22 protein-coding genes are annotated in these 25809 nt (G+C 72.2%); 11 read left to right on the top strand and 11 right to left on the bottom strand.

Features of this window, described 5'->3' with window-relative positions; translation table 11 throughout:
- Positions 1-57: 57 nt before the first annotated feature.
- The gene (locus ACZ6TV_RS46960) at positions 58-1662 is read right to left on the bottom strand and encodes a vWA domain-containing protein (RefSeq protein ID WP_465306675.1); all 1605 of its coding nucleotides are present in this window, start codon (positions 1660-1662) and stop codon (positions 58-60) included.
- The gene (locus ACZ6TV_RS46955; protein WP_465306673.1) at positions 1659-2654 is read right to left on the bottom strand and encodes a hypothetical protein; all 996 of its coding nucleotides are present in this window, start codon (positions 2652-2654) and stop codon (positions 1659-1661) included. Before ACZ6TV_RS46955 ends, ACZ6TV_RS46960 begins: the two co-directional genes overlap by 4 nt.
- A 146-nt stretch (positions 2655-2800) precedes the next feature.
- Here ACZ6TV_RS46955 and ACZ6TV_RS46950 point away from each other — a divergent pair, with 146 nt between their 5' ends.
- Positions 2801-3835, top strand: coding sequence for a phosphatidylinositol-specific phospholipase C domain-containing protein (locus ACZ6TV_RS46950; RefSeq protein WP_465306671.1), 1035 nt, complete (start codon positions 2801-2803; stop codon positions 3833-3835).
- 172 nt (positions 3836-4007) lie between these two features.
- Entirely contained in the window at positions 4008-5663 is a 1656-nt protein-coding gene (locus ACZ6TV_RS46945; protein WP_465306669.1) for a substrate-binding domain-containing protein, read from the top strand.
- Positions 5664-5666: 3 nt separating this feature from the next.
- On the opposite strand, the gene ACZ6TV_RS46940 is transcribed toward ACZ6TV_RS46945, so the two are convergent.
- Together ACZ6TV_RS46940 and ACZ6TV_RS46935 are read right to left on the bottom strand one after the other, a co-directional pair.
- Positions 5667-7091 carry a M1 family metallopeptidase gene (locus tag ACZ6TV_RS46940; protein ID WP_465306667.1) on the bottom strand — a complete coding sequence of 475 codons (1425 nt, stop codon included), beginning with the start codon at positions 7089-7091 and terminating at the stop codon, positions 5667-5669.
- 17 nt (positions 7092-7108) lie between these two features.
- Positions 7109-7987: a metal ABC transporter substrate-binding protein gene (locus tag ACZ6TV_RS46935; RefSeq protein ID WP_465306665.1), complete on the bottom strand. Its 879-nt coding sequence runs from the start codon at positions 7985-7987 to the stop codon at positions 7109-7111.
- A gap of 163 nt (positions 7988-8150) precedes the next feature.
- Here ACZ6TV_RS46935 and ACZ6TV_RS46930 point away from each other — a divergent pair, with 163 nt between their 5' ends.
- The gene (locus tag ACZ6TV_RS46930; protein WP_465306663.1) at positions 8151-8786 is read left to right on the top strand and encodes a dihydrofolate reductase family protein; all 636 of its coding nucleotides are present in this window, start codon (positions 8151-8153) and stop codon (positions 8784-8786) included.
- Here the strand turns inward: ACZ6TV_RS46930 and ACZ6TV_RS46925 are convergent.
- Entirely contained in the window at positions 8773-9261 is a 489-nt protein-coding gene (locus ACZ6TV_RS46925) for a GNAT family N-acetyltransferase (RefSeq protein WP_465306661.1), read from the bottom strand. The two genes, ACZ6TV_RS46930 and ACZ6TV_RS46925, sit on opposite strands and share 14 nt — an antisense overlap.
- A 117-nt stretch (positions 9262-9378) precedes the next feature.
- On the opposite strand from ACZ6TV_RS46925, the gene ACZ6TV_RS46920 reads away from it, so the two are divergent.
- From ACZ6TV_RS46920 to ACZ6TV_RS46910, 3 genes are all read left to right on the top strand, one after another.
- Positions 9379-10746 carry a cytochrome P450 gene (locus ACZ6TV_RS46920; RefSeq protein WP_465306659.1) on the top strand — a complete coding sequence of 456 codons (1368 nt, stop codon included), beginning with the start codon at positions 9379-9381 and terminating at the stop codon, positions 10744-10746.
- A 36-nt stretch (positions 10747-10782) separates the two neighbouring features.
- Positions 10783-12282, top strand: a complete 1500-nt coding sequence (locus ACZ6TV_RS46915; RefSeq protein ID WP_465306657.1) for a DHA2 family efflux MFS transporter permease subunit — start codon at positions 10783-10785, stop codon at positions 12280-12282.
- 2895 nt (positions 12283-15177) lie between these two features.
- Positions 15178-15690 (top strand): protein-tyrosine phosphatase family protein, encoded by a 513-nt coding sequence (locus ACZ6TV_RS46910; RefSeq protein ID WP_465306655.1) that lies wholly within the window; start codon positions 15178-15180, stop codon positions 15688-15690.
- 1 nt (position 15691) lies between these two features.
- On the opposite strand, the gene ACZ6TV_RS46905 is transcribed toward ACZ6TV_RS46910, so the two are convergent.
- Both ACZ6TV_RS46905 and ACZ6TV_RS46900 read right to left on the bottom strand, forming a co-directional pair.
- Positions 15692-16297, bottom strand: a complete 606-nt coding sequence (locus tag ACZ6TV_RS46905; RefSeq protein WP_465306653.1) for a TetR/AcrR family transcriptional regulator — start codon at positions 16295-16297, stop codon at positions 15692-15694.
- Entirely contained in the window at positions 16234-16704 is a 471-nt protein-coding gene (locus ACZ6TV_RS46900; RefSeq protein WP_465306651.1) for a hypothetical protein, read from the bottom strand. The genes ACZ6TV_RS46905 and ACZ6TV_RS46900 overlap by 64 nt, the downstream gene beginning before the upstream one ends.
- 116 nt (positions 16705-16820) lie before the next feature.
- On the opposite strand from ACZ6TV_RS46900, the gene serS reads away from it, so the two are divergent.
- A complete protein-coding gene (gene serS / locus ACZ6TV_RS46895) occupies positions 16821-18113 on the top strand; it encodes a serine--tRNA ligase (RefSeq protein WP_465306649.1) in 1293 nt (430 codons plus the stop codon).
- 755 nt (positions 18114-18868) lie between these two features.
- A complete protein-coding gene (locus ACZ6TV_RS46890; RefSeq protein ID WP_465306647.1) occupies positions 18869-19819 on the top strand; it encodes a L,D-transpeptidase in 951 nt (316 codons plus the stop codon).
- 107 nt (positions 19820-19926) lie between these two features.
- Here ACZ6TV_RS46890 and ACZ6TV_RS46885 read toward each other — a convergent pair whose 3' ends face one another.
- Both ACZ6TV_RS46885 and ACZ6TV_RS46880 read right to left on the bottom strand, forming a co-directional pair.
- Entirely contained in the window at positions 19927-20517 is a 591-nt protein-coding gene (locus ACZ6TV_RS46885; protein WP_465306645.1) for a TMEM165/GDT1 family protein, read from the bottom strand.
- A 230-nt stretch (positions 20518-20747) separates the two neighbouring features.
- Positions 20748-21152, bottom strand: a complete 405-nt coding sequence (locus ACZ6TV_RS46880; RefSeq protein WP_465306643.1) for a Fur family transcriptional regulator — start codon at positions 21150-21152, stop codon at positions 20748-20750.
- An 83-nt stretch (positions 21153-21235) separates the two neighbouring features.
- Here ACZ6TV_RS46880 and ACZ6TV_RS46875 point away from each other — a divergent pair, with 83 nt between their 5' ends.
- Together ACZ6TV_RS46875 and ACZ6TV_RS46870 are read left to right on the top strand one after the other, a co-directional pair.
- Positions 21236-21901 (top strand): effector-associated constant component EACC1, encoded by a 666-nt coding sequence (locus ACZ6TV_RS46875; protein ID WP_465306641.1) that lies wholly within the window; start codon positions 21236-21238, stop codon positions 21899-21901.
- Positions 21902-21904: 3 nt separating this feature from the next.
- Positions 21905-23062: a helix-turn-helix transcriptional regulator gene (locus ACZ6TV_RS46870; protein WP_465306639.1), complete on the top strand. Its 1158-nt coding sequence runs from the start codon at positions 21905-21907 to the stop codon at positions 23060-23062.
- On the opposite strand, the gene ACZ6TV_RS46865 is transcribed toward ACZ6TV_RS46870, so the two are convergent.
- Together ACZ6TV_RS46865 and ACZ6TV_RS46860 are read right to left on the bottom strand one after the other, a co-directional pair.
- Positions 23053-23967 carry an SDR family oxidoreductase gene (locus ACZ6TV_RS46865; protein WP_465306637.1) on the bottom strand — a complete coding sequence of 305 codons (915 nt, stop codon included), beginning with the start codon at positions 23965-23967 and terminating at the stop codon, positions 23053-23055. The genes ACZ6TV_RS46870 and ACZ6TV_RS46865 overlap by 10 nt on opposite strands.
- 42 nt (positions 23968-24009) lie before the next feature.
- On the bottom strand, positions 24010-24354 hold the full coding sequence (locus ACZ6TV_RS46860; protein ID WP_465306635.1) for a hypothetical protein: 345 nt from the start codon (positions 24352-24354) through the stop codon (positions 24010-24012).
- 53 nt (positions 24355-24407) lie between these two features.
- Here ACZ6TV_RS46860 and ACZ6TV_RS46855 point away from each other — a divergent pair, with 53 nt between their 5' ends.
- A complete protein-coding gene (locus ACZ6TV_RS46855; protein ID WP_465306633.1) occupies positions 24408-25778 on the top strand; it encodes a CoA transferase in 1371 nt (456 codons plus the stop codon).
- Positions 25779-25809 lie beyond the last annotated feature (31 nt).

Genomic DNA, 25809 nt, shown 5'->3' with positions numbered 1-25809 from the left:
TCGCCCGCCGTTTCACCACCACCGGCGTTTGAACACCGCGTTACCGATCTCCCCGGATCACTGGTAGCCGCGGATCTCCTTGAACGCGGCCGGGAGCGCGCCGGTGGCGCGGGCGTCGAAGGTGCGGCCGCCGGTGAGGGTCGCGACCTCGGTCATCTCGCCGGTGTTGCTCTCCCCGAACAGGACGGTGAAGACGGGCACCTTCGGCAGCTGCGGGACCTTCGCCCGGAACGCGGCGAGGTCGGCGCCGACGGTGCGTTCCCCGTCGGTGAGCAGCACGATCGACGTGACCCGGTCCGGGGAGGCTCCGGCGAGCCCGTACGCGGCGAGCAGCGCGTCGTAGATGGCGGTGTCGCCCTCGGCCTTCAGGTTCGTGACGTGGCCGCGGATCTGTGCGAGGACGGGGTCGAACCCGGCCTCGGGCAGTTCGAACGTGGTCGCGGCGCCTGGTCTGGTACTGAACGGCAGCAGCACCACCTGTTCGCGGCCGTTGAACCGGGTGAACTGCCCGGACAGGCTGGTGTCGGCGCCGGTGAGCCCGGTCAGGGCGGTCTTGAGCCCGGCGAGCCGGTCGCCCTTCATCGACCCGGACAGGTCCAGCACGTAGATGGTGCGGGCGGGGCGGCGCAGCGAGTCGCCGAACGCGCCGATGAGGGCGTCGGCGGCGTCGAGCTTGCCGGGGAACGGCAGCTCCGGCAGGTTCCCGGACCTCGGCCCGAACTCGGGTGCGAGGGTCAGCGCCGGGTCCGGCACCGCGGGGCGCCGCCACGTCTTCGCCATGATCTGCCGCTGGACCGACGGCCGGCGCAGGTAGTCGGCGACCGCCGCGTAGTTGGTCCGGGCCTGCTGCGACGCGGACGTCAGCAGGGTCAGCGGGTAGTCGGCGGTGACGACCCCGTCGGCGGGGTAGATCACGACCATGGGTTCGGTGAGCTTCCCGGACGCGTTCAGCGACAGGATCACCGACTCGTAGTTGACGAGGCCGTCGACGGGCCGGCCGTCGGCGGCGGCGCGCAGGTAGGCGTCCATGAGCCAGCCGGAGGAGCCGGCGGTGAGGCTCTGCCCGGCGAAGAACGCCCGCAGCCGCGGGGTGATCGGGCCGATCTGGTCGGCGGTGAGGGCGGCGCCGGTCCCGGCGATCGCCGCGGCGACCCCGACGAGGGCGGCGAAGCCCGAGTTGGACGCGGCGGGGTTGGTCATGCCGTAGGTGAAGCGGCGTTCGCCGGCGGCGACCGCGATCTCGCTCCACGTTGGCCGGGTCTCGAGCCAGCCGAGCTGCTGCGCGACGGACCGGCGCAGGCCGAGGACGACGGGCGACGTGGCGACCTTGGTCGCGGTGCCCGTCTGCGTGGCGGCGTCGGGGTGCAGCTGCAGGTAGCGGTTGCTGGCGAACCAGGTCGCGTCGTACTGCTTCGCGGCGCCGCCCTTGACGACGGACTCGATGCCGTCGAGGGTGCCGGTGGCGGTGAGCACGACCTTGACCCCGGTCGCGGCGGCCGCGTCGTCGAGGATCGGCTGCAGGTCGGCGAGCTCACTGCCGGCCAGGACCCGCAGCGTGCCGTCGCCCTTCAGGAACGGCGCCTCCCCCTTGGCCGCCTGCGGTGCCTCGGTACAGGCGGAGAGCAGGACGATCAGGGCGAGCGCTCCACACAGCTTTCTCATGCGAGTCTCTCTTCCAGCGCGGCGAGCAGCGCGTGCAGGGTGGGTTCGTCCGGGGACGGGATCGTGTCGGCGGCGCCGAGGGTGACCGCGCCGGGCTCGGCGGCGGTCCGGAAGCCGTGCGCGGCGGCGAGGCGCTGCAGCTGCGGGTCCGTGGCGAGGAGTTTCGCGAGGTCGGCGCCGGCGGTGGTGAACGGCACGACGGTGTGTTCGCTGACGACCGTCGGCTGCGGGTACAGCAGCACGTGGTCGCCGCCCTTCCCGCGGTCCAGGAACTGGGCCTCGTAGACCAGGACCAGGGGCGCGAAGTCCTTGCCGCGGCGCAGCCAGCTCTCGAACGGTTCCTCGGTGGTGGTGTCGACGGCGCCCTGGTCGGCGAAGACCTTGGTGACGGCGCCGAGGTCGCCGCCGGTGACCTGGTCCAGGACGTAGGCGAACAGCGCCGCGGAGTTGGAGTCGGCGGGGCGGGTCGTGGCGACGAGGACCGCCTGCCTGACGTTGAAGGTGGCGTTGCCGGGGATCTGGTCCCAGCGTTGCCCGCGCTGGTTCGCCGCGACGAACGCCTTCAGGTCCAGGGTCCAGTGCCCGCCGGCGGTGACGCGGCGGGCCAGGCCGGCGCTCTGCAGCAGGTCGACGATCGGGCCGGTGCCCGCCACGGCGAGGGGCGAGCGGAACACGGCCACCGGGGCGCCCGCAGCGGGGCGCCGCCGGGCGATCTCGGCGGCGGCGGGCGCGCTGCCGGGGAACGCGAAGTCGTAGCCGTCCAGCGGCAGGTCGGCCATGCGGCGGGACCCGGCGGGGTCCAGGCGCAGCCGGTACCCGTGCCCGGCGAGGGCGGCCCTGACGTCGGGGTCGGCGAAGAACTGCGCTTTCTCCGACCCGATCACGCCGGTCAGCTCGTGGGTGGCGGTGCGGCGGGCCAGGAGGTGCCCGACGGAGGCGCCGGCGACGACGAGCAGCACCACGAGGACGATCAGCCATCCGGTCCTTCTCACGCCTGAGATTGTCGCCGGTACGCGCAACTCCTGGCCGTCTATTCCCTGTTCAGACGCTGTTCACTTGGTCCACTGTGGATGATCGTTCGGCGGATGTTCACGCCACCGGTCCCGGCCGGACTCCATCGATGGTTATCGTGCTCCGCATGCGCTGGAAGCCATCGATCACCGTCACGCTCGTAGCGTGCGCCGCCGCACTGCTCGCCCCGTCCGCCGCCCAGGCCGCCGGGCCCACCGACGCCCTGAAGCTGTCCCGCACCACCGCCGTCGGCGTGCACAACACCTACGACAAGGCGAAGTTCGCCTACCTCGCCGACGCCCTCGACACCGGCGTCAACCTCATCGAGTTCGACATCTGGGCCGACAGCGCCACCCGGCGCTGGCGGGTCAACCACGAGCTGTTCGGCACCAGCAACAACTGCACCGCCGCGACCACCGCCGCCCAGCTGCGCACCGGCGCCCGCGACCAGCAGTTCGGCGTCTGCCTCGACGACATCCGCATCTGGAGCGACGCCCACCCCGGCCACCCCCCGCTGCACCTGAAGATCGAGCTCAAGGCCGGTTTCGACAGCCGGTACGGGCTCGGCCCCGCCGACTTCGACACCCTCGTCGCGGGCAAGCTCGGCGGCAAGGTCTTCAAACCCGCCGACCTCAAGGGCTCCCACGCCACCCTCGACGCGGCCGCGAAGGCCGACAACTGGCCGACCCGCGCCGCCCTCGCCGGCAAGGTCCTGCTCGAGATCATCCCCGGCACGTTCGAACGCGGCAACCCGTTCGACAACCTCGACACCGACGTCGAATACGGCCGCCACCTGCGCGACCTCAACGCCGCCGGGAACCTCGCCCGGGCCCAGTCGTTCCCTTCGGTGCTCGACGCCGCCGCCGGCGACCCGCGCACCCGCTACAGCGAGACGAACATCCGGCCCTGGTTCGTCGTCTTCGACGGCAGCGCCGCCACCTACCTCAACGGGTCCATCGACACCACCTGGTACAACACCAACCACTACCTGCTCGTCATGACCGACGCGTCGGCCGTCCCGCCGCCGATCGACCCCACCTCCCCCACCAATGCGCAGGCCCTCGCCCGGATCAACCTGCTCGCGAGCCGCGGCGCCACCGTCGTGTCCGCCGACTGGAACCCCGGCACCGGCGTCCTCGGCACCGTCGTGCCGCGCGGCTGACCGCCACCCCGCCGAGCGCCGCCTGAGCCGTTCAGCCCGTGTACCTGGCTGAACGGCTCAGGGTCACGGCCGGACGGCCGAGCGGGAACCGAATCATCCTTGCTCAATGGCATACTTTCCGCGTTCACGACCGCGTGAACCCCCTCTGACCTCGCGGATGGTTGCCAAAACGATGGGCAAGCACAAGGCCGGCACCCGCCTCATCGGCGCCGTGCTGCGCGGACTCGTCCTGCTCCTCGGCATCGGTCTCGTCGGCGGCGCCGGCTGGTACGTCGTGGCCAACAACGCCGCCAAGGGCGCCGAGGGCGGCTGCGAGACGACCCTGCACGTCGTCACCGCATCCTCGTTCGCCACCGTCGTCTCCGCCGCCGGCCGCACCCTGCGCGGCGGCGGCAACTGCGTCCTCGTCGACACCACCAGCGCCGACGGCCGGTCCGCCGGCGGGCAGCTCAGCCAGAGCCGCGCCGACCTGTGGATCCCCGACGACGCCGCCTGGGACGTCATCGCCCCGCCGCAGCTCCTGGCGAAGAAGGACACCCTCAACGCCTACGCGACCCTCGCGACCAGCCCCATCTACATGGTCACCGACCCCGCGACCGGCGACCGGATCAACGCCGGCGGCGGCAGCTGGCTCGCCCTCGCCGGGCTGCTCAACACCAAGAACTCCGGGGTCCGCATGGTCGTGCGCAACCCCGCCATGTCCGGCGACGGCATGGTCGCCGCCGGCGCCGTCGGCGAGGCCGTGTGGCTGGACAAGGGCATGGACGCCTCCTCGCTCGTGCTCACCAACGTCCTAGGCGTCACCCGCACCGTCAACCACGACCTCGCCGCCATCCCCGAGACGGCCGGCGAGGTCGGGCTCATCCCCGAGTACGCGCTGCTGGCCACCCTGCGCCTGGCGAAGTCCGACCGGCGGTACATCGTCGGCACCGACCACACCGCGACCCTGCGCTACACGTGGCTGCCGTCCGCGGCCGCCGCCGCCGACCCGAAGAAGGCCGCCGCGCTGCGCCGCCTCTACGCCGCGTTCACCAGCGCCGAAGGCAGCCGCGCCATCGCCGAGGCCGGCCTGCGCGGCCCCGACAACCTCCGGCCGATCTTCGACGGCGCCAACGTGCTGCCCGAGCCGACCGCGAAACCCTTCGAGGTCCTCCAGCCGCACCACGTGCAGCACATCTTCGCCACCTGGGACCCCGAGGACCGGCGCAGCAACCTGCTCATCATCGTCGACCTCGCCGCCAACGGCGCCGCCGGCACCCCCACCGGCGGCGCCTCACCACCGCCCGGCAAGGCCCAGATCCCGCCCCTGGACGTGCTGCGCAACGGCTGCGTCGTCCTCGCCGGGCTCATGCCCGTCGGGTCCCGGCTCGGCCTGTGGGAGGTCAGCCCCGGCACCCCCGGCTACCGCAAACTCATGCCGACCGACCGGCTCGACGACACCAGCCGCGCCGCGTTCGGCAAGCAGGTCGGCAAGCTCGCCGCCCACCGCAGCGGACCCGGCCTCTTCGACGCGATCGTCGCCGGCTACCAGTCCGTCCGCGACGACTACCGCGACGACATGTTCAACCAGGTCCTCGTCTTCACCGACGACCAGAACAAGGACAGCGCCGACACCGCCGCCGTCGACGAGCTGGTGCGCAAGCTCACCGAGCTGCAGGACCCGAACAAGCCCGTCAGCGTCAGCGTCGTCGTCCTCGGCAAGAAGGACTCCGCGGACCGGCTCAAGACCGCGCTCAAGCCGATCGACGCGTACGTCGACAACGCGCTGACCACCGACGACGTGCAGGCCGCGTTCATCCACGTCGTCGCCGGCGGGCTGCACGAATAACCGTCACGCCGGGGTCGTCGGCGAGTCCAGCCACGCGTCGATGAGCTTCGTGAAGTCGCGGCCCGTCTGCCGGTTCACGAACGCGGTGAACGCCGCCCGGTCCTGCGCCGTGCCCGCGTGCTGCGACACCCACGCCCTGGCGAGGGCGAAGAAGGCGGTGTCGCCGAGGGCGCGGTGCAGCTCATGCAGCATCAGCGCCGGGCACACGTACACGTTGCCCTCCGCGAAACTGTCCGCGCGCGGGTTGCCGGGCGGGCCGAGCCGCTGCCGCGCGTCCGCGTCGCTCTTGCGCGCCCGCTGCGCCCAGTCGTCGATGCTGTAACCGTCCCGCTCCGCCGTGTAGAGCGCCTCCGCGTAGGTCGCCCAGCCCTCGTTGAGCCACACGTCCTTCCACACCGCCGGGCTGACCGCGTCGCCGAACCACTGGTGCGCGTACTCGTGCAGCATGATCCCGTCCAGGCCCGCCACGTTGCCGGAGCTGCCGAGCACGTCGCCGCCGATCGTCACCATCTGCTGGGTCTCCATCGCCGAGCGCGACGGCACGATGACCGCCCCGGCGCTCGGGAACGGGTACCGGCCGAACCGCGCCTCCAGCCACCGGATGTGCTCCGGCGCCTTGCGCAGCACCGGCAGGAACTTGTCGTCCTTGCCGGGCCGCGTCCACAGGTACACCGGCACGTCGCCCTTCAGCTGCTCCAGGCGGTAGTCCTGGCCCACGGCGAGGGTCGTCAGGTAGGACGCGACCGGCTGCGTCGACGCGTAGGTGAACGTGCTGCCGGTGACCGGGCCCGGGGTGCCGCTCGCGACCGCCTCCCAGCCCTCCGGGACCGTGATCGAGATGTCGTACAGCGCCTTGTCCGACGGCTGGTCGTTCGCCGGGTACCAGGTCGACGCGCCGAACGGCTCCTGCATCGTCCACAGCTCACCGGCCGGGGTCACGGTCAGGCCGAGCGGCTCGGCGTCCCCGCGGTGCGAGGGCATCGGCACCGGCGCCGGCGTCCCCGAGTAGTCCACGACGAGGGTGACGGTGCTGCCGGCCGGCACCGCCCGGTCGACGACCAGCTTGCCGCCGGAGACCCGCCCGGTGGCCGCGGCCCCGTCGACCGTCGTGGCGCTCACCGTGTACGGGCTGGTGAAGTCCAGCGACAGCGCCGGCTCGGCGCGCAGCACCCGCAGCTTCACCGTCGCCTTCCCGGTGAGGGTCTTCGTCTGCGGCGCCCAGGTCAGGGCCAGGCCGTAGTGCAGGACGTCGACGGCCGGGTTGCCGTAGGCCGGGTAGAGCGGGTCGGCGACCGGCGTGGAGGTGCCGTCGAGGTTGCCGGCCGCCAGCCGCTCCGGCGCGGCCAGGGTCGTGCCCCGGCTCGCCGTGCAGCCGGCCAGCAGCACGAGCGCGGTCAAGGCGGCGAGGGGTCTCGATGGTCGGCGCACCCGGCCAAGGATATGACTCAGCCGCACCCGAGCGCTTCACGCAGGGCGGCGAGATTGCGCACCATGACCGACACGTAGTCGCTGCCCTCGTCGACGCCCTCGATCGGGTCGAGGACGGCCGTCTTCACCCCGATCTCCTTCGCCACCGTCTCCGACAGCTTCGGGCTGACCAGCGCCTCGAAGAAGATCGTCGTCACGCCCTTCTCCTTCGCCAGGGCGGCGACCTCCGACACCCGCTGCGGGCTCGGCTCCTCCTCCGGGTCCAGGCCCGAGATCGGCACCTGCGTCAGCCCGTACCGGGCGGCGAGGTACCCGAACGCCGCGTGGCTGGTCACGAACTCCCGCCGGGCGCAGGTGCGCAGGCCCGCCGCGTACTCCTCGTCGAGGCGCTTGAGCTCGTCCCGCAGCTGGCCGGCCCGGGTCCTGATCGCGTCGGCGTTCACCGGGTCGACGGTGGCGAGCCGGTCGGCCAGCTTCCCGGCGATCGCGGCGAAGCGGACCGGGTCGAGCCAGACGTGCGGGTCGTTGTCGTGCTCGAGGGGCTCGACCGCGGCGACGTCGAACGCCTTGTCCTTCGCCTGCAGCCGCACGGCCTCGTCGACCGACGGCTGGAAGCCCGACAGGTAGACGACCAGGGCCGCGTCGGTGATCCGGGCCAGCTGGCTCGGCTTGAGCTCCAGGTCGTGCGGCTCCGCCCCGGCCTGGGTGAGGTTGGTGACCGCGGCCTGCGCCTCGCCCAGCCGCTCCGACAGGTACTGCAACGGGTAGAACCCCGCCACGACCTTCAGCCGGCCGTCGGCCTGCCGCTGCGGGGTCTGCTCGTCGCCGCCGCAGGCGGTGGCGGTGAGCAACAGGGACCCGGCGGTGAGGCCGGCGAGGACGGCGCGTCGCAGCATGATCCCCATCCTGGCGACTGTTGACAATGATTGTCAAAAACGCATGGTTGCCGGTCGCCACATCGTGTTAAGCTTCCTAGGAGGCTAGTTTTATCTCGCCATGTCGATCCCGCGCCCCCCTGTCCGACCTGGTGGTGACATCGTTCTTCGAAGGGATCCGGCAATGCTGAGAGTGCACAACTTCTGCGTCTCCATCGACGGTTACGGCGCAGGACCGGACCAGCGCCTCGACGAGCCGCTCGGCACCGGGGGCGAGCGACTGCACGAGTGGTTCTTCCGGACCCGCACCGGCCGCCAGATGATCGGCGAGGAGGGCGGCTCCGAGGGCCTCGACGACGAGATGATCGCCGCCGGGCAGACCGGGCTCGGCGCCACCATCATGGGCCGCAACATGTTCGGTCCCGTCCGGGGACCGTGGGCCCCCGACGAGACGTGGCGCGGCTGGTGGGGCGAGGACCCGCCCTATCACCACCCGGTCTTCGTCCTGACGAAGCACGCGCGGCCCAGCGTGACGATGCTCGGCGGCACCGTCTTCCACTTCGTCACCGGCGGCATCGAGGACGCCCTCGAGCAGGCCACGAAGGCGGCCGGCGGGCTCGACGTGCGGCTCGGCGGCGGCGTCTCCACCATCCAGCAGTATCTGCGCGCCGGCCTCGTCGACCAGCTGCACCTGACGATCATCCCGATCGTCCTCGGCCGGGGCGAGCGGCTCTTCACCGACGGGCTGGCCGACGGCCTCACCTGCACCCGGATGGCCGCCTCCGACTCGGCGACCCACATGATCCTCAGCCGAGCATGACGGCGAACTGACGGGCGGTCGTGCCATACCAGCGGTCGGTCAGCCCCTCGTCGGTCATGCCGAGGCGTTTCGCGACCGCCTGCGACGCGAGGTTGTCCTGGTCCGTGAGGGCCAGGACACGGCCGCTGGTCCGGGACAGCAGCTCCCGGGCCGCCGTGGTGGCGAGGCCCTTGCCGTGCTGCGCGGGGTGCAGGTGCCAGCCGACCTCCACCTCGCCCGAGTCCCCGCCGGCGTCGTCGAGCGGCAGCAGCAGGACCGTGCCGACCGGCACCCCGTCCACGTCGATCGCCCAGTAACCTCTCGGACCGTCCTCACGGGACTGCATCCTGGCCAGCCTGGCGAGGGCCTCGTCCCGGTCCGCGACCACCCGCCGCGGGTGCGCGCCCAGATGCCGCATCACCTCCCACCGGGAGTAGATGTCGTAGAACGCTTCCACGTCGTCGCCCGCCCACCGCCGCAGCATCATGCCCGCCATGATGCCTCCCCCGCCCCGGTCCGCGGCGCACCACGGGATACCGGACGGAGATCACGTTCGATAGCATCGGCTCGATTTCCGCGACGTGTCGCCGAGACCACGGAGGGTCGACGCTCAATGACAGTCACCGAAACAGCCCCCGCCGCCGCGCGCCCGATCCCCGTGGCGAAAGGGCGGCCCGTCATCGGCAACGTCCTTGAGCTGGCCAAGGACCCGGCCGCGTTCTTCGCCCAGGCCTACCGCGACAACGGCCCCGTCTTCCGGATCCGGCTGTTCAACAAGACGCACACCGTCATCGCCGGCGCCGAGGCGGCCGAGTTCATGGGCTCCCGCGAAGGCCGCGAATGCCTGCGCTCGAAGGAGTTCTGGCAGGGCTTCCTCGACGAGTACGGCGGCACCCGCACGATCCTCGGCGAGGACGGCGACAGCCACAAGGAGCTGCGCGACATCATGCGCCGCGGCTACTCCCGCGACGCGATCAAGGGCCGCGGCAACGAGCTCGTCGAGATCACCGACCGGGTCCTGGAGCGCGACTGGACGCCCGGCCGGTCCGTGCCCGTCGTGCACGCCCTGCAGTACATGGTCACCGACCAGCTCGGCACGATCCTCACCGGCAACGCGCCCCTGCAGTACGTGCCGGACATCCGCACCATGACGCTGTACGTGCTCAACGTCCTGGTCACCAGGCAGCGGCCGAAGATCCTGCTCAGGCACCCGAAATACCGCAAGGCCAGGGCGCGGGTGTTCGAGCTCGGCGACACGATGATCGCGAGCCTTCGGGCGAGCGCCGGCAGCAGGCCCGAGGCGGAGCGCAACCTCGTCGAGGACCTCATGGACGTGCACCTCAACCGTGAGGGCGTCCTGCCGGTCAACGACCTCACGCTCGCGCTGACCGGGCCGTACGTCGCGGGCCTGGACACGGTGGCGAACACGACCGCGGCGTTCATCTACCGCGTCCTCAAGCACCCCGAGGTCCTCGCCCGCGTGCAGGAGGAGGCCGACGCGCTGTTCGCCGCGGGCCCCATCACCGACGACGACCTGCGCAAGATCCCGACGATCCGGTACGCGCTGATGGAGACGATGCGGCTCCACCCGATCGCGGTCGCGCTCAACCGGACCGCCACCCGGGACTTCGAGTTCGCCGGGCACACGATCAAGGAGGGCGAGATGGTGTACATCGGCACGACCGTCCCGCACTTCATGGAGGAGTACTTCCCGGACCCGGCGCGCTTCGACGTCGAGCGGTACGCCAAACCACGCTCGGAGCACCTGCGGCCCGGCGCGTACTCGCCGTACGGGCGGGGACCGCACACGTGCCTCGGCAAGAGCTTCGCCGACGTGCAGATGGCCCTGTCGATGGCGCGCGTGTTCCACCGCCTGGACCTGGAGCTCGACCCGCCGGGGTACACGCTCGTCACGAAGACCGCGCCGACGCCCGGGCCGTCGATGAACTTCAAGGTGAAGGTCCGCGGCCACCGGCACTGAAGCGTTTCTGTCACACCCGGGAGCTAGGTTCTTCGCATGGCAACGCTCTCGTACGGCAGCGCGACGGGCCGCTGGGTCCTGACCGCGACGATCCTCGGGTCCGGCATCGCGGCGATCGACGCGACGGTGGTCGGGATCGCGCTGCCGGCGATCGGCCGGTCGTTCGGCGCCGACCTCGAGACGCTGCAGTGGGTCGTCACCTCCTACACGCTCGCCCTCGCCGGGCTGCTGCTCATCGCGGGAGCACTCGGCGACCGGTATGGCCGGCGCCGGATCTTCCTCGTCGGCGTCGTCTGGTTCGCGGTCGCGTCCGTGCTGTGCGGCGCCGCGCCCGACGCACCGACCCTCATCGCCGCCCGCGCCCTGCAGGGCGTCGGCGCGGCCCTGCTCACCCCCGGCAGCCTCGCCATCCTGCAGGCGTCGTTCCGCCGGGAGGACCGCAGCCGCGCGATCGGCGCCTGGTCCGGCCTCGGCGGCGTCGCCACCGCCATCGGCCCGTTCCTCGGCGGCTGGCTCGTCGGCGCCGCCTCCTGGCGCCTCATCTTCGCCATCAACGTGCCGATCGCCGTCGTCGTCGTCCTGCTCACCTGGCGCCACGTCCCCGAGTCCCGCGACACCACCGCCACCGGCCCCGTCGACGTCCCCGGCGGCACCCTCGTCACCCTCGGCCTCGTCGGCCTCACATATGGGCTCATCGAGGGCCACTCCCTCGGCTGGACCAGCCCCGCCGTCCTCACGTCCCTGTGCGGCGGCGTGCTGCTGCTCGCCGCGTTCGTCTGGTGGGAGCGACGCACCGCCCACCCGATGCTGCCACTGGACCTCTTCACCTCACCGCAGTTCAGCGCCACCAACGTCGTCACGTTCGTCGTCTACGGCGCGATCGGCGGCGCCCTGTTCCTCCTGCCGATCCAGCTCCAGCAGGTCGCCGGCTACACGGCCCTGCAGGCCGGCGTCTCCCTCCTGCCGGTCACCGCCATCATGCTGGCCCTGTCCGCCCGCTCCGGCGCCCTCGCCGCCCGCATCGGCCCGCGCCTGCAGATGAGCGCCGGCCCTCTCGTCGTCGGCCTCGGGATGGCCCTGTTCGCACGGATCACGGCGTCCGGCTCGTATGTCACCGAGGTCCTCCCGGCCGTCACCGTCCTCGGCCTCGGCCTCGCCACGACAGTCGCCCCCCTCACGTCGACCGCCCTGTCCTCCGCCCGCTCCAGCCACGCCGGCATGGCCTCCGCGGTCAACAACGACGTCGCCCGCGCCGCCGGCCTCGTCGCCGTCGCCGTCCTCCCCGCCGCCGCGGGCATCACCGGCACCGCCTACCTGGACCCGTCCCGCCTCTCCACCGGCTTCCACACCGCGGTCCTGATCTGCGCCGCCCTCTGCCTGGTGGCGGGCGCCCTGGCCGCCGCCACGATCCGCAACCCACCACGCCCGCCGGCCGCTGCAGCCCCCACCCCTGCCACCCCTGAGAAGCCTTGGCTGCACTGTGCGGTCGACGCGCCCCCACCGGCCCCGGCACCGACCCCGGCCCGCCATCCCTGACCCCCGCACCCGTTTCGAGCCACGGGTTCCGCTCCCCCCAACTGCGGTCCACCTCGACGCCGCAAGGGTGGAGTCATGCGAAGGCGAGCCAGGGCCGTTCGGCACCTGTTGACCTGCGTCCGTGCGCGAGGACGGCGCCGAGCCGCGACCACGCCGCAGCCTCACGCGGTGCGGCGGCCACGCCGAAACCTGACGCCGGGCGGCGATGGCTGACTGATGTTGACCATCCACGGGACGCCGAACCGGTCGACGCAGCTGCCGCGGTGACCGATCCACGCCGGGCAGCCGCCCCTTCACCGAAACATCGCCATCTTCGACACCACCGGCGGCGACGTCGCACGGCAGCAAACGGGCCGATGCCAGGCTGCCCACCCATCGCCGAACCCCCTCCACAGCCGACAAGCCCTGGCTGCACTGCGCCGTAAGCGCTCCCCACCGCCCCGACCCCGGCCCGCCACCCTGACCCGCACCGCCACACCAACCTCCTGCCGCCGACTCCGCTCCCCCAGCCGCGGTCCCGCCGTCCACCTCGACCCCGCAAAGGCACAATCACGCGACCGGCGAGGGCCAGCGCCGGGCGGCATCTGTTGACCTGCGACCGTGCGCGAGGTTGGTGCCTAGCCAAGACCACGCCGCGGTCTCGCGCCGGGCGCCGGCCACGCCGAAGCCTGACGTCGGGCGCCGGCGACCGATTCACACTGGGCAGCCGGCTCCCGTCACCGAACAAACGCACGGCAGCAACAGGTCGACGCCAGGTCCCTGTCGCCGAAACCCGCCAGCCGCCACACCCGCCCCCGCCATCCCTGACAAGCCCCTGGCTGCGCTGCGCAGTCGACGCGCTCCCCCACCGGCCCGCCACCCCCTGGCCCCGCACCGCCACACCAACCTCCTGCCGCCGACTCCGCTCCCCGGCCGCGGTCCCGCCCGTCCACCTCGACGCCGCAAGGGCACGATCACACGACGGTGAGCCGACGCCGTGCGACACCTGTTGACCTGCCTCCGTGCGCGAGGATGATGCCGGGCCACGACCATGCCGCAGTGTCACGTCGAGGGCCGGCCACGCCGAAACCTGACGCCGGGCGGCGGTGACCGATCCACACCGGACAGCCACCCCGACACCGAAACATCGCCATCTTCGACACCGCCGGCGGCGACGTCGCACGGCAGCAAACGGGCCGACGCCAGGTTGCCCACCCGTCGCTGAATCCCCGCCACAGCCGAAAGGCCCTGGCTGCACTGCGCCGCAGGCGCTCCCCTACCGCCCCGACCCCGGCCCGCCACCGCCGCACCGCCGCACCGGCCTCGTGCCGCCGGCTCCGCTCCCCAGCCACGGTCCCGCCGCCCACCCCGGCGCCGCAAAGGCACGGTCACGCGACGGCGAGCCAGCGCCGGGCGGCATCTGTTGACCTGCGATCGTGCACGAGGATGGTGCCGGGCCGCGACCATGCCGCGGTGTCACGCCGGGCACCGGCCGCGCCGAAACCCGACGCCAGGCGGCGGTGACCGATCCACACCGGGCAGCCGACGCCCTGTCACCGAACAACGCACGGCAGCAACGGACCGACCTAGGCGGCCCGCCCATCACCGAACGCGCGACGGCAGGGCCCACGCCCGCTCTGCGGCAGTTCGGTCACCACGGCCGCCGCCCCGCCGCCCACCTCAACGTCGCAGCCCACGCCTGAAGGGCAGAACCGATGCCGTGCGAACTGTCGACCAGCAACCGCGCGAGGGTCGCGCCGAGCCGCAACCACGCCGCGCACTCCAGCAACGGGCTTGCACAAACAGCCACCCAACGGCCGACACCAGTTCGCAGCCGTCCGGTCCACGGCCGCCCGGTCACCACAGGACGGTCCCGCCGCCCACGTCCACGCGCAGCCCCCACCCGAGGCCAGAACCGATACCGTGCTGACCGTCGACCTGCGACCGTGCGCGAGGGGATGCCGAGCCGCGACCACACCGCAGTGTCACGTCGAGGGCCGGCCACGCCGAAACCTGACGCTGGGCGGTGGTGATCGATTCGCACCGGACAGCCGATGCCCCGTCAGCGAACAACACACAGCAGCAACGGGCCGACGCCAGGTTGCCCACCCGTCGCCGAACCCGACAAGCCCTGGCTGCACTTCGCCGTCGACGCTTCCGCACCGGCCCCGACCCCGACCCCGCACCGCCATGCCAACCTCACTCCGCCGACTTCGCCTCCAGCCGCCGTCCCGCCGTCCACCTCGACGCCACAAAGGCGCAATCGTGCGACGGCGAGTCGGCGCCGTGCGACATCTGTTTCCTGCGGCCGTGCGCGAGGATGGTGCCGGGCCGGGACCACGCCGACACCTGACCTGACAATGGCGCGCCACCCACCTCGGTGCGGCAGTTGGCCGGATGGATCTGCCGACGGCCCGGCTTCGCGGTCGAAACCGGAGCGGGGCTGCGGCGGACGCTGACGTTGCCCGGCACCGCTCCGGTCACACTTGGTGCAGCGGCGTAGCGAGAGACGGCTTGCATTCGGGCGGAGGTCGGGCAATGGCGGACGGACGACGCGGGCGAGCAAGTCGTGAGCTTGAGTATCACAGTCCTGATGAGCTGCGACCGCCGCCGTGGCCGTGGCAGGAAGACCTCGATCCTCCTGCCGATGAGGCCGGCACGCACGAACCTCGCGGGCCACGCCGCACGGTGACGGCCCCTCCGCGGGCGGAGAATCGCCGGCTTCCACGTAGAGCGGCATCGTCCAACATCCAGCGCCGACCGGTCCTCGGACGAGTTCCGCATCGGATGTCGTGCGCCCGCTGCGGCTTGCCGGGCGCTGCCCCGCTCGACGACGACGGACGCCGCCGGACCGACGTCTCGGCAACCAAGCACCCGTGACCGGGCTTCCAGCGATCAGAAAGGCAGGTCCGGCACATGCGTCCCGCTCTGTTCACCGTTGACCAGGCCGGGCCTGGCCGGCTCAGTACCATGGCCAAACCCCGGGGCGGGGACTGGCTCGACGACGAGATGGCCGCGCTGCGGGCCGCCGGCGTCGACATCCTCGTCTGCGCGCTGACGACGCCCGAGCTTCACGAGGTCGGGCTTGCCGAGGAGGCCGGTGCGGCCCGTGACGCGGGGCTGGAGTTCGTCTCCATCCCGATTCCCGACCGGGGCGTGCCCGACCCGGGCGTCGTCCTGCCCGACGTCCGGCGTCTCGCCGACCGGCTCCGCGGCGGCGCGCACGTCGTCACCCACTGCAGGATCGGGATCGGCCGTGCCTCGCTGCTCGCCGCCGGCATCCTGGTCCCCAACGGGGTGCCGGCGGACCAGGCATGGGATCGGATCGAGCGTGCCCGCGGGCTCGCCGTCCCGGACACCGCGCCGCAGCGTGGGTGGCCCGCCGAGCTGCTCGAACGGGCGCAGCGCCGGTCCGGCGCACCGTGGTGAGTCAGGGGTCCGGGGAGAGCAGGCCGCGCAGGAGGCTGCGGATGGTGCGTTCGAACAGGTCGGGGGTTGCCGGGGGCGCGGCCGGGGTGGTGAACGCGGCCGTCAGGTGCGGGTGGGACCGCGGGTCGATCAGGGAGAACAGGTGTGCGGCGGCGGCCTGCTTCTGCTCGGCGGCCTCAGGGTCGTCCGGCCGCGGGGTGGTGGGCGGCGGCACCGTGAACAGCGAGACGACGCCGGTGACGACGGCCATCGTCTCCATCTTCGTGCCCGGCGGGCAGGGCAGCGGGGCCATGACGGTCAGGCAGTGCTCGAAGTAGGCGACGGCGCGTGGACCGTAGGCGCCCGGGCGGCGGGCGGCCTCGGGGAGCCAGGGGTGGCGGCGGTACAGGACGAGCTGGTCGCGGGCGATCTCCACCAGGTCCTCGAGCCAGTCGCCGGTGAGCGGGCGGTCCAGCGGCAGCTCGGTGAGGACGGCGTCCGCCATGAGGTCGAGCAGGTCGTCGCGGGACGACAGGTAGCGGTACAGGGACCCGGCGCCCGTGTTCAACGCCGCGGCGACCGCCCGCATCGAGACAGCCGGCAGGCCGCCGGCGTCTGCCAGTACCACAGCGGCGGCGACGATCTCGGCGCGGGTGTGCTGCGGGACGGGGCCCCGGGACCCGCGGTCGGGGCGGGTCCAGATCGAATCCCGGGGCATGTGCCAAGCCTAGAGGGCGAGCCGTGCCCGGCGCCGGGCGAGCAGGACGGCACCGGCGTGCGCGGCGACGAGGTGCTGTAGCCGGTCGTCCACGCGAAGCCCGTCGTCATGGGCGTCACGACGAGGGCGGCGACCGGGATGAGCAGGAGCATCGCCTTTGCCGTGCTGCCGGTGTACGGCACGTCGCGCAGCCGCACGTACACGGCCGTGACGGCGCCGGCCATCGCGAGCGCCACGGCGCTGCCGTAGTAGAGGACGACGGCCAGCAGGACCGGTACATCGGCGGACCGGGGCAGGTCGACCAGCCGCACCATCATCAGCGGTCAGCTCCTCGGCTCTGTCGTGCGTCAGGGTGGCGGTCGGGAAAATGTGTCGGACCAACCCGGTAACATCCATGGCGTCCCGAAAAACTAGGCAAAGGTGCGCGGCAGACATGCTCGACATCGAGTTGATTCGCAAGGACCGGGCCTCCGTCGAGGCCGCACTGTCCAAGAGGCTCGACCCGTCCGAGGTGTCCCGCTCGCTGAGTGCGATCGCCGAGCTGGACAAGCAGCGCCGTGAGCTCATCGGCGACATCGACGCCGAGCGTGCCCGCCGCAAGGAGGAGGCCCGCGCCTTCGGCGCCGCGAAGGCGGCCGGCCAGGCGATCGAGCCGACCACCCGCGACGCGAAGGCGGCGCTGCAGGAGCTCGAGGAGCGCCTCGCGGCCGTGCAGGAGCAGCTCACCACCGCGATGAGCGAGCTGCCCAACCTGCCCGCCGACGACGTCGTGGCCGGCGGCAAGGAGGCCAACGTCGTCGTCAAGGTCTTCGGCGAGGCCCCGAAGATCGACAACATCCGCGACCACGTCACCCTGGCCAACGAGCTCGGCCTCGTCGACTTCGAGCGCGGCGTCAAGCTCGGCGGCTCCGGCTTCTGGATCTACACCGGCTGGGGCGCCCGGCTGGAGTGGGCCCTGGTCAACTGGTTCATCGACCGGCACTTCGCCGCCGGCTACCAGTTCATGCTGCCGCCGCACCTGCTGCTGGACTCGGCGGGCTATGCGGCGGGCCAGTTCCCGAAGTTCTACGACGACGTGTTCCACATCGCCACCGACGAGGACGAGCGCGGCCGCTTCCTGCTGCCCACCTCGGAGACGGCGATCCTCGGCGCCTACCAGAACGAGATCTTCGAGACCGCCGACCTGCCGCACAAGGCGTATGCGTACACGCCCTGCTACCGCAGCGAGAAGGCCGGCTCGCACTCCGACGAGCGCGGCACCGTGCGCGGCCACCAGTTCAACAAGGTCGAGATCTTCCAGTTCACCACCCCCGAGGACGGCGAGAAGACCCTCGAGGAGATGGTCGACTACGCCGAGGACCTGGTCAGCTCGCTCGGCCTGCACTTCCGCCGCTCCCTGCTCGCCGCCGGCGACTCCAGCGCCTCGATGCGCAAGACCATTGACATCGAGGTCTGGATGCCGAGCACCGGGAAGTACAAGGAGGTGTCGTCGGTCTCCTGGGCCGGCGACTACCAGGCCCGCCGCGCCGGCATCCGCTACCGCGTGCCCGGCTCGAAGAACAACCGCTTCGTCCACACCCTGAACGGCTCCGCCCTGGCGACCAGCCGCATCTTCCCGGCGATCCTCGAGCAGTTCCAGCAGGCCGACGGCTCGGTCCTCGTCCCCGAGGTGCTGCGCGAGAAGGTCGGCACGGACCGCATCGAGAAGCCCACGAAGCGCCGGTAACACTCCTTCGACCGTTTCGTCCTGCGCACGCAGCCGGGAAACCGCCCGGCGCCGCGTGCGCAGGGCATCCGGCCGGGTCGCGTGCGCGGGACACCCGGCCGGTTGCGCGCGACCGGGGTCGCGCCGTTCCGTGGGCCGCGGGCATCGGACCGGGTGGGCAGCTCGGACTCCGACCGGTCGCGGGCAGCCCGGATTCCGACGGGCCGCGGATAGCCGGCAGTCCAGTAGCCGCCCGCAAACCGGCGTCCAACCACACCCGTGCAGACGCTCGACGTACCAACCGCCGGGCGCACCACGACCCGACCGCTGGCCGCCGTGCGCCACGGGACGGTTCTGTTTGCGAGACCGGCAACCAGGTGCCGCCGAGTTCCGAGACCAGCGAGATCTCGCGGACTTCGATGTTCGCGAGCTCGGCTGCGAAGGGTTCGGCCGGTCAGTGAAGCAGGAATCTGATCGCGCACTCGACGGCCGGGTTCGATTCCGCGGCCGCTACAGGCGCGCGGTCAGAGTAGGTGCGTTTCGTCGCCTGATTCCGCTCCAACGAAGGCTTCGAACTTCCTTCTCCGTGGCACGCGTGACCAGCTTGTAGCACCAGTGATCCACCGATGAGCACATCAATGAGACCGATGAACGCATCCGTACATTGACGATGCCATCCAGCGACAACGTCCGGATTTCAGTCTGGCGGTCGATTGTGATGTGGTCGAGCCGGGCAGCGGTGGCGGCGGGCGCGTACAAGGGGCATCGTCGTGGTTATGCGATCTTCTCACCGCGTGCGGGTGACGGCGCTGCTGGTCGGCCTTGGTCTCGGGTTGACGGCGTGCGGCGGGAACTCCGCGCCGAAGGCATCGTGGTCAGGGGCTCCGTCGTCGGGCCAGCAGCCGGACGGGGCCGCGTCGCCATCGGTGTCGCCGGCGCCGAGCGGCAAGCCGGTGCACGTGCGGCTGTACGAGAAGGACGGGGCGACGTACGGCGTGGGCATGCCGATCATCGCGTACCTGTCGGCGTCGATCACCAGCGCCAAGGACTTCGACGCGGCGACCCAGGTCACCGTCAACGGTGCGCCGGTCCAGGGCGCGTGGTACTTCCAGAAGTCCACGATCTACGCGGGCTACCCGATCGAGGCACACTACCGCCCGGCCGAGTTCTGGCCGGCGCATGCCGAGGTCGCCATGCACCTCGACACGAAGGGCAAGTCGGGCGGGGCCGGGCTGGTGTACGACAACAGTCTGACCCTCGACATGAAGACCGGGCCGGCGAACATCGGCAAGGTCGACGGCAAGACCCTGCGGATAGTCGTGACCTCCGACGGCAAGCAGGTCTTCGACTTCCCGGTGTCGCTGGGCAAGGCGAGCACCCCCACGTTCAACGGCACCAAGGTCGTCATGGAGAAGAAAGCGGTCGAACACATGGCCGGCGACGGCTATGACGAGCAGGTGCCGTGGTCGGTACGGATCACCAACTCCGGCGAGTACGTCCACTCGGCCAGTTGGAACGGCGGCAACATCGGCCAGCGCAGCACCTCCCACGGCTGCACCAACCTGACCGAGGCGAACGCCAAGGCGTACTTCGACTTCGCCCAGGTCGGCGACCCGATCACCTACACCGGCACCGGCGGCCCGACGATGCCGACCTGGGACGGGTACGGCGACTGGAACGTGCCCTGGAACACCTGGCAGGCCGGCGGCGCGGTGCCGGCCAACTGACGCGTCACCGCGGCTCGCGAGACGCCGCCCCGCCCTGGTCACGGACCGACGGTCCGTCCTGCCACCGTTCCGAGCGGCGGCAGGACGGACGTACACGACGATGGGGGTTACACGAGTTCGCGGATGGCGTCGACCAGGAGCCAGATGCCGAAGAGGAAGAACAGGACGGCGGCGCCGTACTTGATGGCGCGTTCCGGGAGGCGCTTGCCGAGGGCGCGGCCGGCGACGATGGCGAGGGCGTCGGCGGCGACCATGCCGATCGTGGAGCCGAGCCAGGTGCCGAACCAGCCGTGCTGGGTGGCGAGCGTGATCGTGGCGAGCATGGTCTTGTCGCCGAGTTCGGCCAGGAAGAACGCGACGCCGACGACGATGATCGCGGAGCGGGTGGTGGGCTGGGCGGCCTTGTCGCGTTCGGCGTCGGTGAGGGAGTCGCCGCGCAGGGTCCAGGCGCCGAAGGCGAAGAACGCGATGGCCGCGACCAGGGCGATCCAGCCGGTCGGGAGGGCGGCGCCGAGACCGTACCCGACGGCGACGGAGACGAGATGGACGACCGCGGTGGCGATGGTGATGCCGATGAGGACCGGCACGGTCTTGAACCTGGTCGCGAACGTCAGTGCCATCAGCTGGGACTTGTCGCCGAGCTCGGCGACGAAGATGACGCCGAAGCTGATCGCGAGTGCAGCGAGGAAACCGCTCATGTGGCTTGAGAAACCTTCCCGGAGAGAACCGGGAGGAGGGCACGGACGACCTCGACCCGGCTTGTTCAGCCTGAGTCGAAGGTCTCGTCCGCCCTGTGGATCGCCGGCCAGAGGAACCGGCTACCCGAGGGCCGCGTGGCCGGGGACGCGAGCGCCCCAGTATGTCGACCACGCAGTTGGAGGACTACTCCCCTTCGCGCCCTGCCAGCGTACCGGATGAGCAGCCGAAATCAGCGTGCGCAGCGCCCGCACGTGCCGAAGATCTCAAGGGTGTGGCTGACGTCGGTGAAGCCGTGCTCCTCACCGATGCGGTCCGCCCAGCGCTCGACGGCGGGGCCGAGGACCTCGACGGTGCGGCCGCAGCCGCGGCAGACGAGGTGGTGATGGTGTCGGTCGCTGCAGCGCCGGTACCGCGTGTCGCTGCCCGGGACCTGCATGACGTCGATCTCGTTGGTCTCGGCGAGGAGCTGCAACGTGCGGTACACGGTCGTGAGGCCGACGTTGGCGCCCCGCTCGCGGAGCATGACGTGCAGCTCCTGGGCGCTGTGAAACCCGTCGACGTCGCTGAGCAGCGTCATCACGGCGTCACGCTGGCGGGTGTTGCGCCGGGCGGGGTGCTGCTCCACGTCGTTCACTCGAAAAAGCTTAGCGTGACCTCACCCGAGCACCCGCGTCCCGGGCGCGGAAAAACGTCGTACCCGCGCGGTACCTTTCCGTCGTGGACATTCGCCTTGAGGTCGACGACGAGGAGTCGCTGCGGCAGCTGTATCGGTGGCTGCGCGACGACGAGATCTACCGCACGGTCCGGGTGAGCCTGACCCCCGCGGCGCCGCGTCCGGGCGAGATGGGCGCCGCGCTCGAGGTCGTCAACGCCGTGGTCAGCAACGGGATCGCGCTCGGCGGCCTGCTGGTGGCGGTGGTGACCTGGCGCGGCACCCGCCCCCGGCCGCCACGGGTGCGCATCGTGCGCGGCGACGTGACCGTCGAGCTGGACGGCGCGGCATCCCCTGAGGAGATCCGCCGGCTCGTCGACACCCTCGACCCGCCGGCCGACGAGGCTCCGAGCCCAGCTCCGGCCCCGCGTCCCGCTTCGGACCCGAACCCGGCCCCGGCCTCGAACCCGGGCTCGGACCCGCTTCCCGTGCCGGATCCGGGTCCGGCATCGAGCCCGAGTCCGACCTCGGAATCAGATCCAGCCATGACCACGAACACGAACACAGCGCCGAGCGCGGGTCCGGCCCCGGCCCCGCGCCCCGCTTCGGGCTCGAACCCGGCCTTGAGCCCGGCTCCGGCCTCGAACTCGGGCCAGGCCTCGAACCCGGGCTCGAATCCGGGCTCAGGTTCGGTGGCGGAGGGCGACGGGCCGGAGCCGGGAGCGGTGTAGGGGGTGCGTGCGTCGCGGCTCATCTCGCTGGTGCTGCTGTTGCAGGCCGGGGGCACCGTCACCGCGGGCGAGCTGGCCGAGGCGCTGGAGGTGTCCGAGCGCACCATCTACCGGGACATCCTCGCGCTGTCCGCGGCGGGGGTGCCGGTCTACGCGGAGCAGGGGCGGGCCGGCGGGTATCGGCTCCTCGACGGGTATCGCACGAAGCTCAACGGCCTCAGCCGGGCCGAGGCGGAAGCGCTGTTCCTGTCGGGGCTGCCGGGGCCGGCCCGCGACATGGGCCTCGGGGACGTGCTCGCCGTCGCGGAGCTGAAGGTGGCCGCGGCGCTGCCGGCGCCGATCCGGGACGCGTCGAGCCGGGCACGGCAGCGGTTCCACCTCGACGTGCCGGGGTGGTTCGAGGACCAGGCGCAGCCGCCGCCGTGGCTGGCCGAGCTCGCGCGTGCGGTGTGGGACGACAGGGTGGTCCGGCTGACGTACGAACGACGGCCCGCCACGACCCGCCCACCTCACGAACAGCGCGACACCACCACCCACGCCGCTCACGACCACCGCGACGCCAAGACCGGCCCAGCTCAGAACCAGCGCGACACCACCGCACACATCGCCCAGGACCACCGGGACGTGGCCTTGTCCGGGCAACGGCGGGCCGACGCAGTCCGACCGGAACGCCACGGGCGGGGGCGGGAGGTGGTGACGCGGGTCGTCGAGCCGTACGGGCTCGTGCTCAAGAACGGGGCCTGGTACGTCGTCGGGCGGGTCGGCGGGGATCTGCGGGTGTACCGGGTCGACCGGATCGCCGATCTGACCGTCGACGAGGCGGCGTTCACCCGGGACCCAGGGTTCGACCTTGGCGGGTTCTGGGCGGTGCGGGCCGACGAGTTCGTCCGGCGGGTCCTCGCCGAGCGGGTCACGGTCCGCCTCACGCCCGCCGGGCTGCGGATGCTGCGGCACGCGGTGGAGTCGCTGGCGGTGCGGGAGGCGACGCACCACCCGCCCGACGAGCAGGGGCGGGTGGTGCTGGACCTGCCGGTGGAGTCGGTCGGTGTGGCGTACACGCAGCTGCTGCGGCTCGGGCCCGAGGTCGAGGTGCTCGCCCCCGAGGAACTGCGCGAGCTCATGCGCGCCGCCGCGCACCGGATGGGTGAGCTCTACCGGTAGCCGGTCGCGTCGGCGGGCTTGCCCGGCTCCTGGACCTCACGGTAGTACCGCCACCAGTCGGGGCGGCTGCCGTCGAGGTCGGTGAAGCCGTACACCTGCGACAGCTGCCCGCTCGACAGCGACTCCCCGGTCCAGCGGGCAACGTCCGGGTCGGCGGCCAGGGCGGCCACGGCACGGCCCAGGTAGGCGGGGGTCTCCGAGATGACGAAGTGCGGCTCCCTGGCGGTCGCGTCCAGCCAGTTGGACTCGGTGACGCCGAAGTGCTCGAGCATCACCTCCGAGCGCAGCCAGCCCGGGGTGACCGCCACGGCCGTCGCGCCGTGCGGTTTCAGCTCGTGGGCCTGCGAGAACGCGAGGCGCAGGACGGACATCTTCGCCAGGTCGTAGAAGAACGAGACGCGGTAGTTGTCCAGGTTGTACGCGAGCGTGCCGTCCGTCACCTCGACGACCAGGCCGCCGGGCCTGCGGATGAGCAGGGGCAGCGCGAAGTAGCTGGTGACGATGTGCGTGTCGATCGCCAGGCGCAGGATGTGCAGGCCGGTGTCGAGGGAGTCCTCCCACAGCGGCTTGTCCCAGGTGAACAGCCCCTCCGCGCCCCAGATGTCGTTGACGAGGACGTCGAGGCGGCCCTGCTCGGCGTCGATCCGGGCGACCAGGTCGCGCACCTGGTCGGGCACGAGGTGGTCGACCTGCACGGCGATGCCGGTGCCGCCCGCGGCCGTGACCAGTTCGGCGGTCTCCTCGATCGTCTCGGGCCGGCCCATCTCCGAGGGCTGCGCCCGGGTGGTGCGGCCCGTCGCGTACACGGTGGCACCGGCCGCGCCGAGCTGCACCGCGATCTGCCGGCCCGCACCCCTCGTCGCGCCCGCGACCAGGGCGACCTTGCCTTTCAGTGGTTGTTCCATACCGAGGACAGTGCCAGGAAAACCTGACAACCGATGTCCGACTTACTGCAGAAGCTTGCCGGCGACGCGGGGGCGGGGGACGCCGTCGACGGCGACGCAGATGCCGTACACCTTGGCGTGGCCCGTCCAGCCGTTGACCCGGCCGCGGTTGTTGCTGATCTGCACCCGGCCGGCGGCCGGGTCGACGGCGGAGACCAGGTGCAGGTAGACGGTGCCGGCGACCTTCGCCAGGACGATGTCGCCGACCTCGACCGCGGCCGGGTCGACCGGGCTGACGGTGACCAGCTGACGGCTTCGTACCAGCGGAACCATCGACGAACCGCTGGGCCGGAAACTGATCGTCGCGCCACCGGCGACCCGCCCGGCGATCATGTCGAGTGCCCCCATCGTCCCGCGAGCATGCTCTCCCGCACGACGCGTTGTCGAGCGAGAATTGCCCGGTGGATGTCGACGGATGCGCGACCGAGGCCGTGACGATGTGTCTGTCCGCGGCCGCGGACCTGGCCGAGGCGCGGACGGGCCGGCGCCCCGAGGTCACGCTCGACCCCGCCCACGCGGCGGCCGCCGTCCGCGCCGAGGCGCTGCTGCGCGACCCGGCCGGGCGGGGTGTCGACGGGTTCGCGCCGCTGTCGCGCCTGTGGCCGGCCGCGGACGGCTGGGTCCGCACCCACGCCAACTACCCGTGGCACCGCGCCGCGCTCCTGACCGCCCTCGGCACCGGCGAGGAGGGCGTGGCGGACGCGATCGCGGCGTTGCCGGCCTTGCAGGTCGAGCGGCTGGTGTACGACCAGGGCGGCCTCGCCGTCGCAGCCCGCAAGCCCGGCGACTGGCCCGGCCCACCCGCACGCGACACACCCGGCCCGGACACGCGCGACGCACCAGGCCCGGACGGCATGATCCCGCCCGCGCGCAGCACTCCGCACGGCGCGGACGCCGTGGCTGCGCTGGTGCGCGTCACGCCGTTCGGCGCCCTGGGCGGCGCGGCGCGCGGCCGGTCGGGATCCGGCGGGCGGGGCGGCGGGCAAGGGTCGCTGCCGGCGGACGGGATCCGGGTCCTGGACCTGACCCGGGTCATCGCCGGGCCGGTCGGCACCCGGATGCTCGCCGCGCTCGGCGCCGACGTCCTGCGGGTCGACCATCCGGGCAGGCCGGAGCTGCCGCTGCACGCCGTCGACGGGGTCGTCGGCAAGGCCAGCACGCTGCTGGACGCGGGCACCGCCGACGGCCTGCGGGCACTGCACCGCCTCCTCGCCGGCGCGGACGTGCTCGTCACCGGGTACCGGCCGGGAGCCCTGCGCCGGCTGGGTCTCGACCCGGACCAGGTCGCGGAGCGGCACCCCGGCACGGTCGTGGTGACCCTGTCAGCGTGGGGCACGACCGGGCCGTGGGGCGGGCGGCGCGGCTTCGACAGCCTGGTGCAGGTCGCGACCGGGATCGGCTGGCTGCTGCGGGACGCGGACGGGCGGCCCGGGGCGCTGCCGTGCCAGCTGCTCGACCACGCGACCGGGTACTTCGCCGCCGCCGGTGCCCTCACGGCCCTCGCCGAGCGGGAACGCACCGGCGTCGCCGCCCACGTCGAGGTGTCCCTGGCCCGGACCTCGGCCTGGCTGCTCTCGTCCGGCGACCCGCCGCAGAACGCAGCACCTCAGCACGGGGCACCGGTGGCGCCGTGGCTGGTGCCGCTCGGCAACGGCTGGACCGGCGTCGCCCCGCCCGGCGCGGTCGGCGGTGTCCCGCTCTCCTGGCCCCGGCTGCCACCGTCGTACGGCACGGCGCCCGCCGCCTGGACCGGCACCGGGACTACCCGTTGACCACTGCGCGCACCATGGGAAACGGGGAGGC

This window comes from Dactylosporangium sp. NPDC051087 (assembly GCF_055586325.1).
This window is presented reverse-complemented; position numbering and strand designations above follow the sequence as displayed.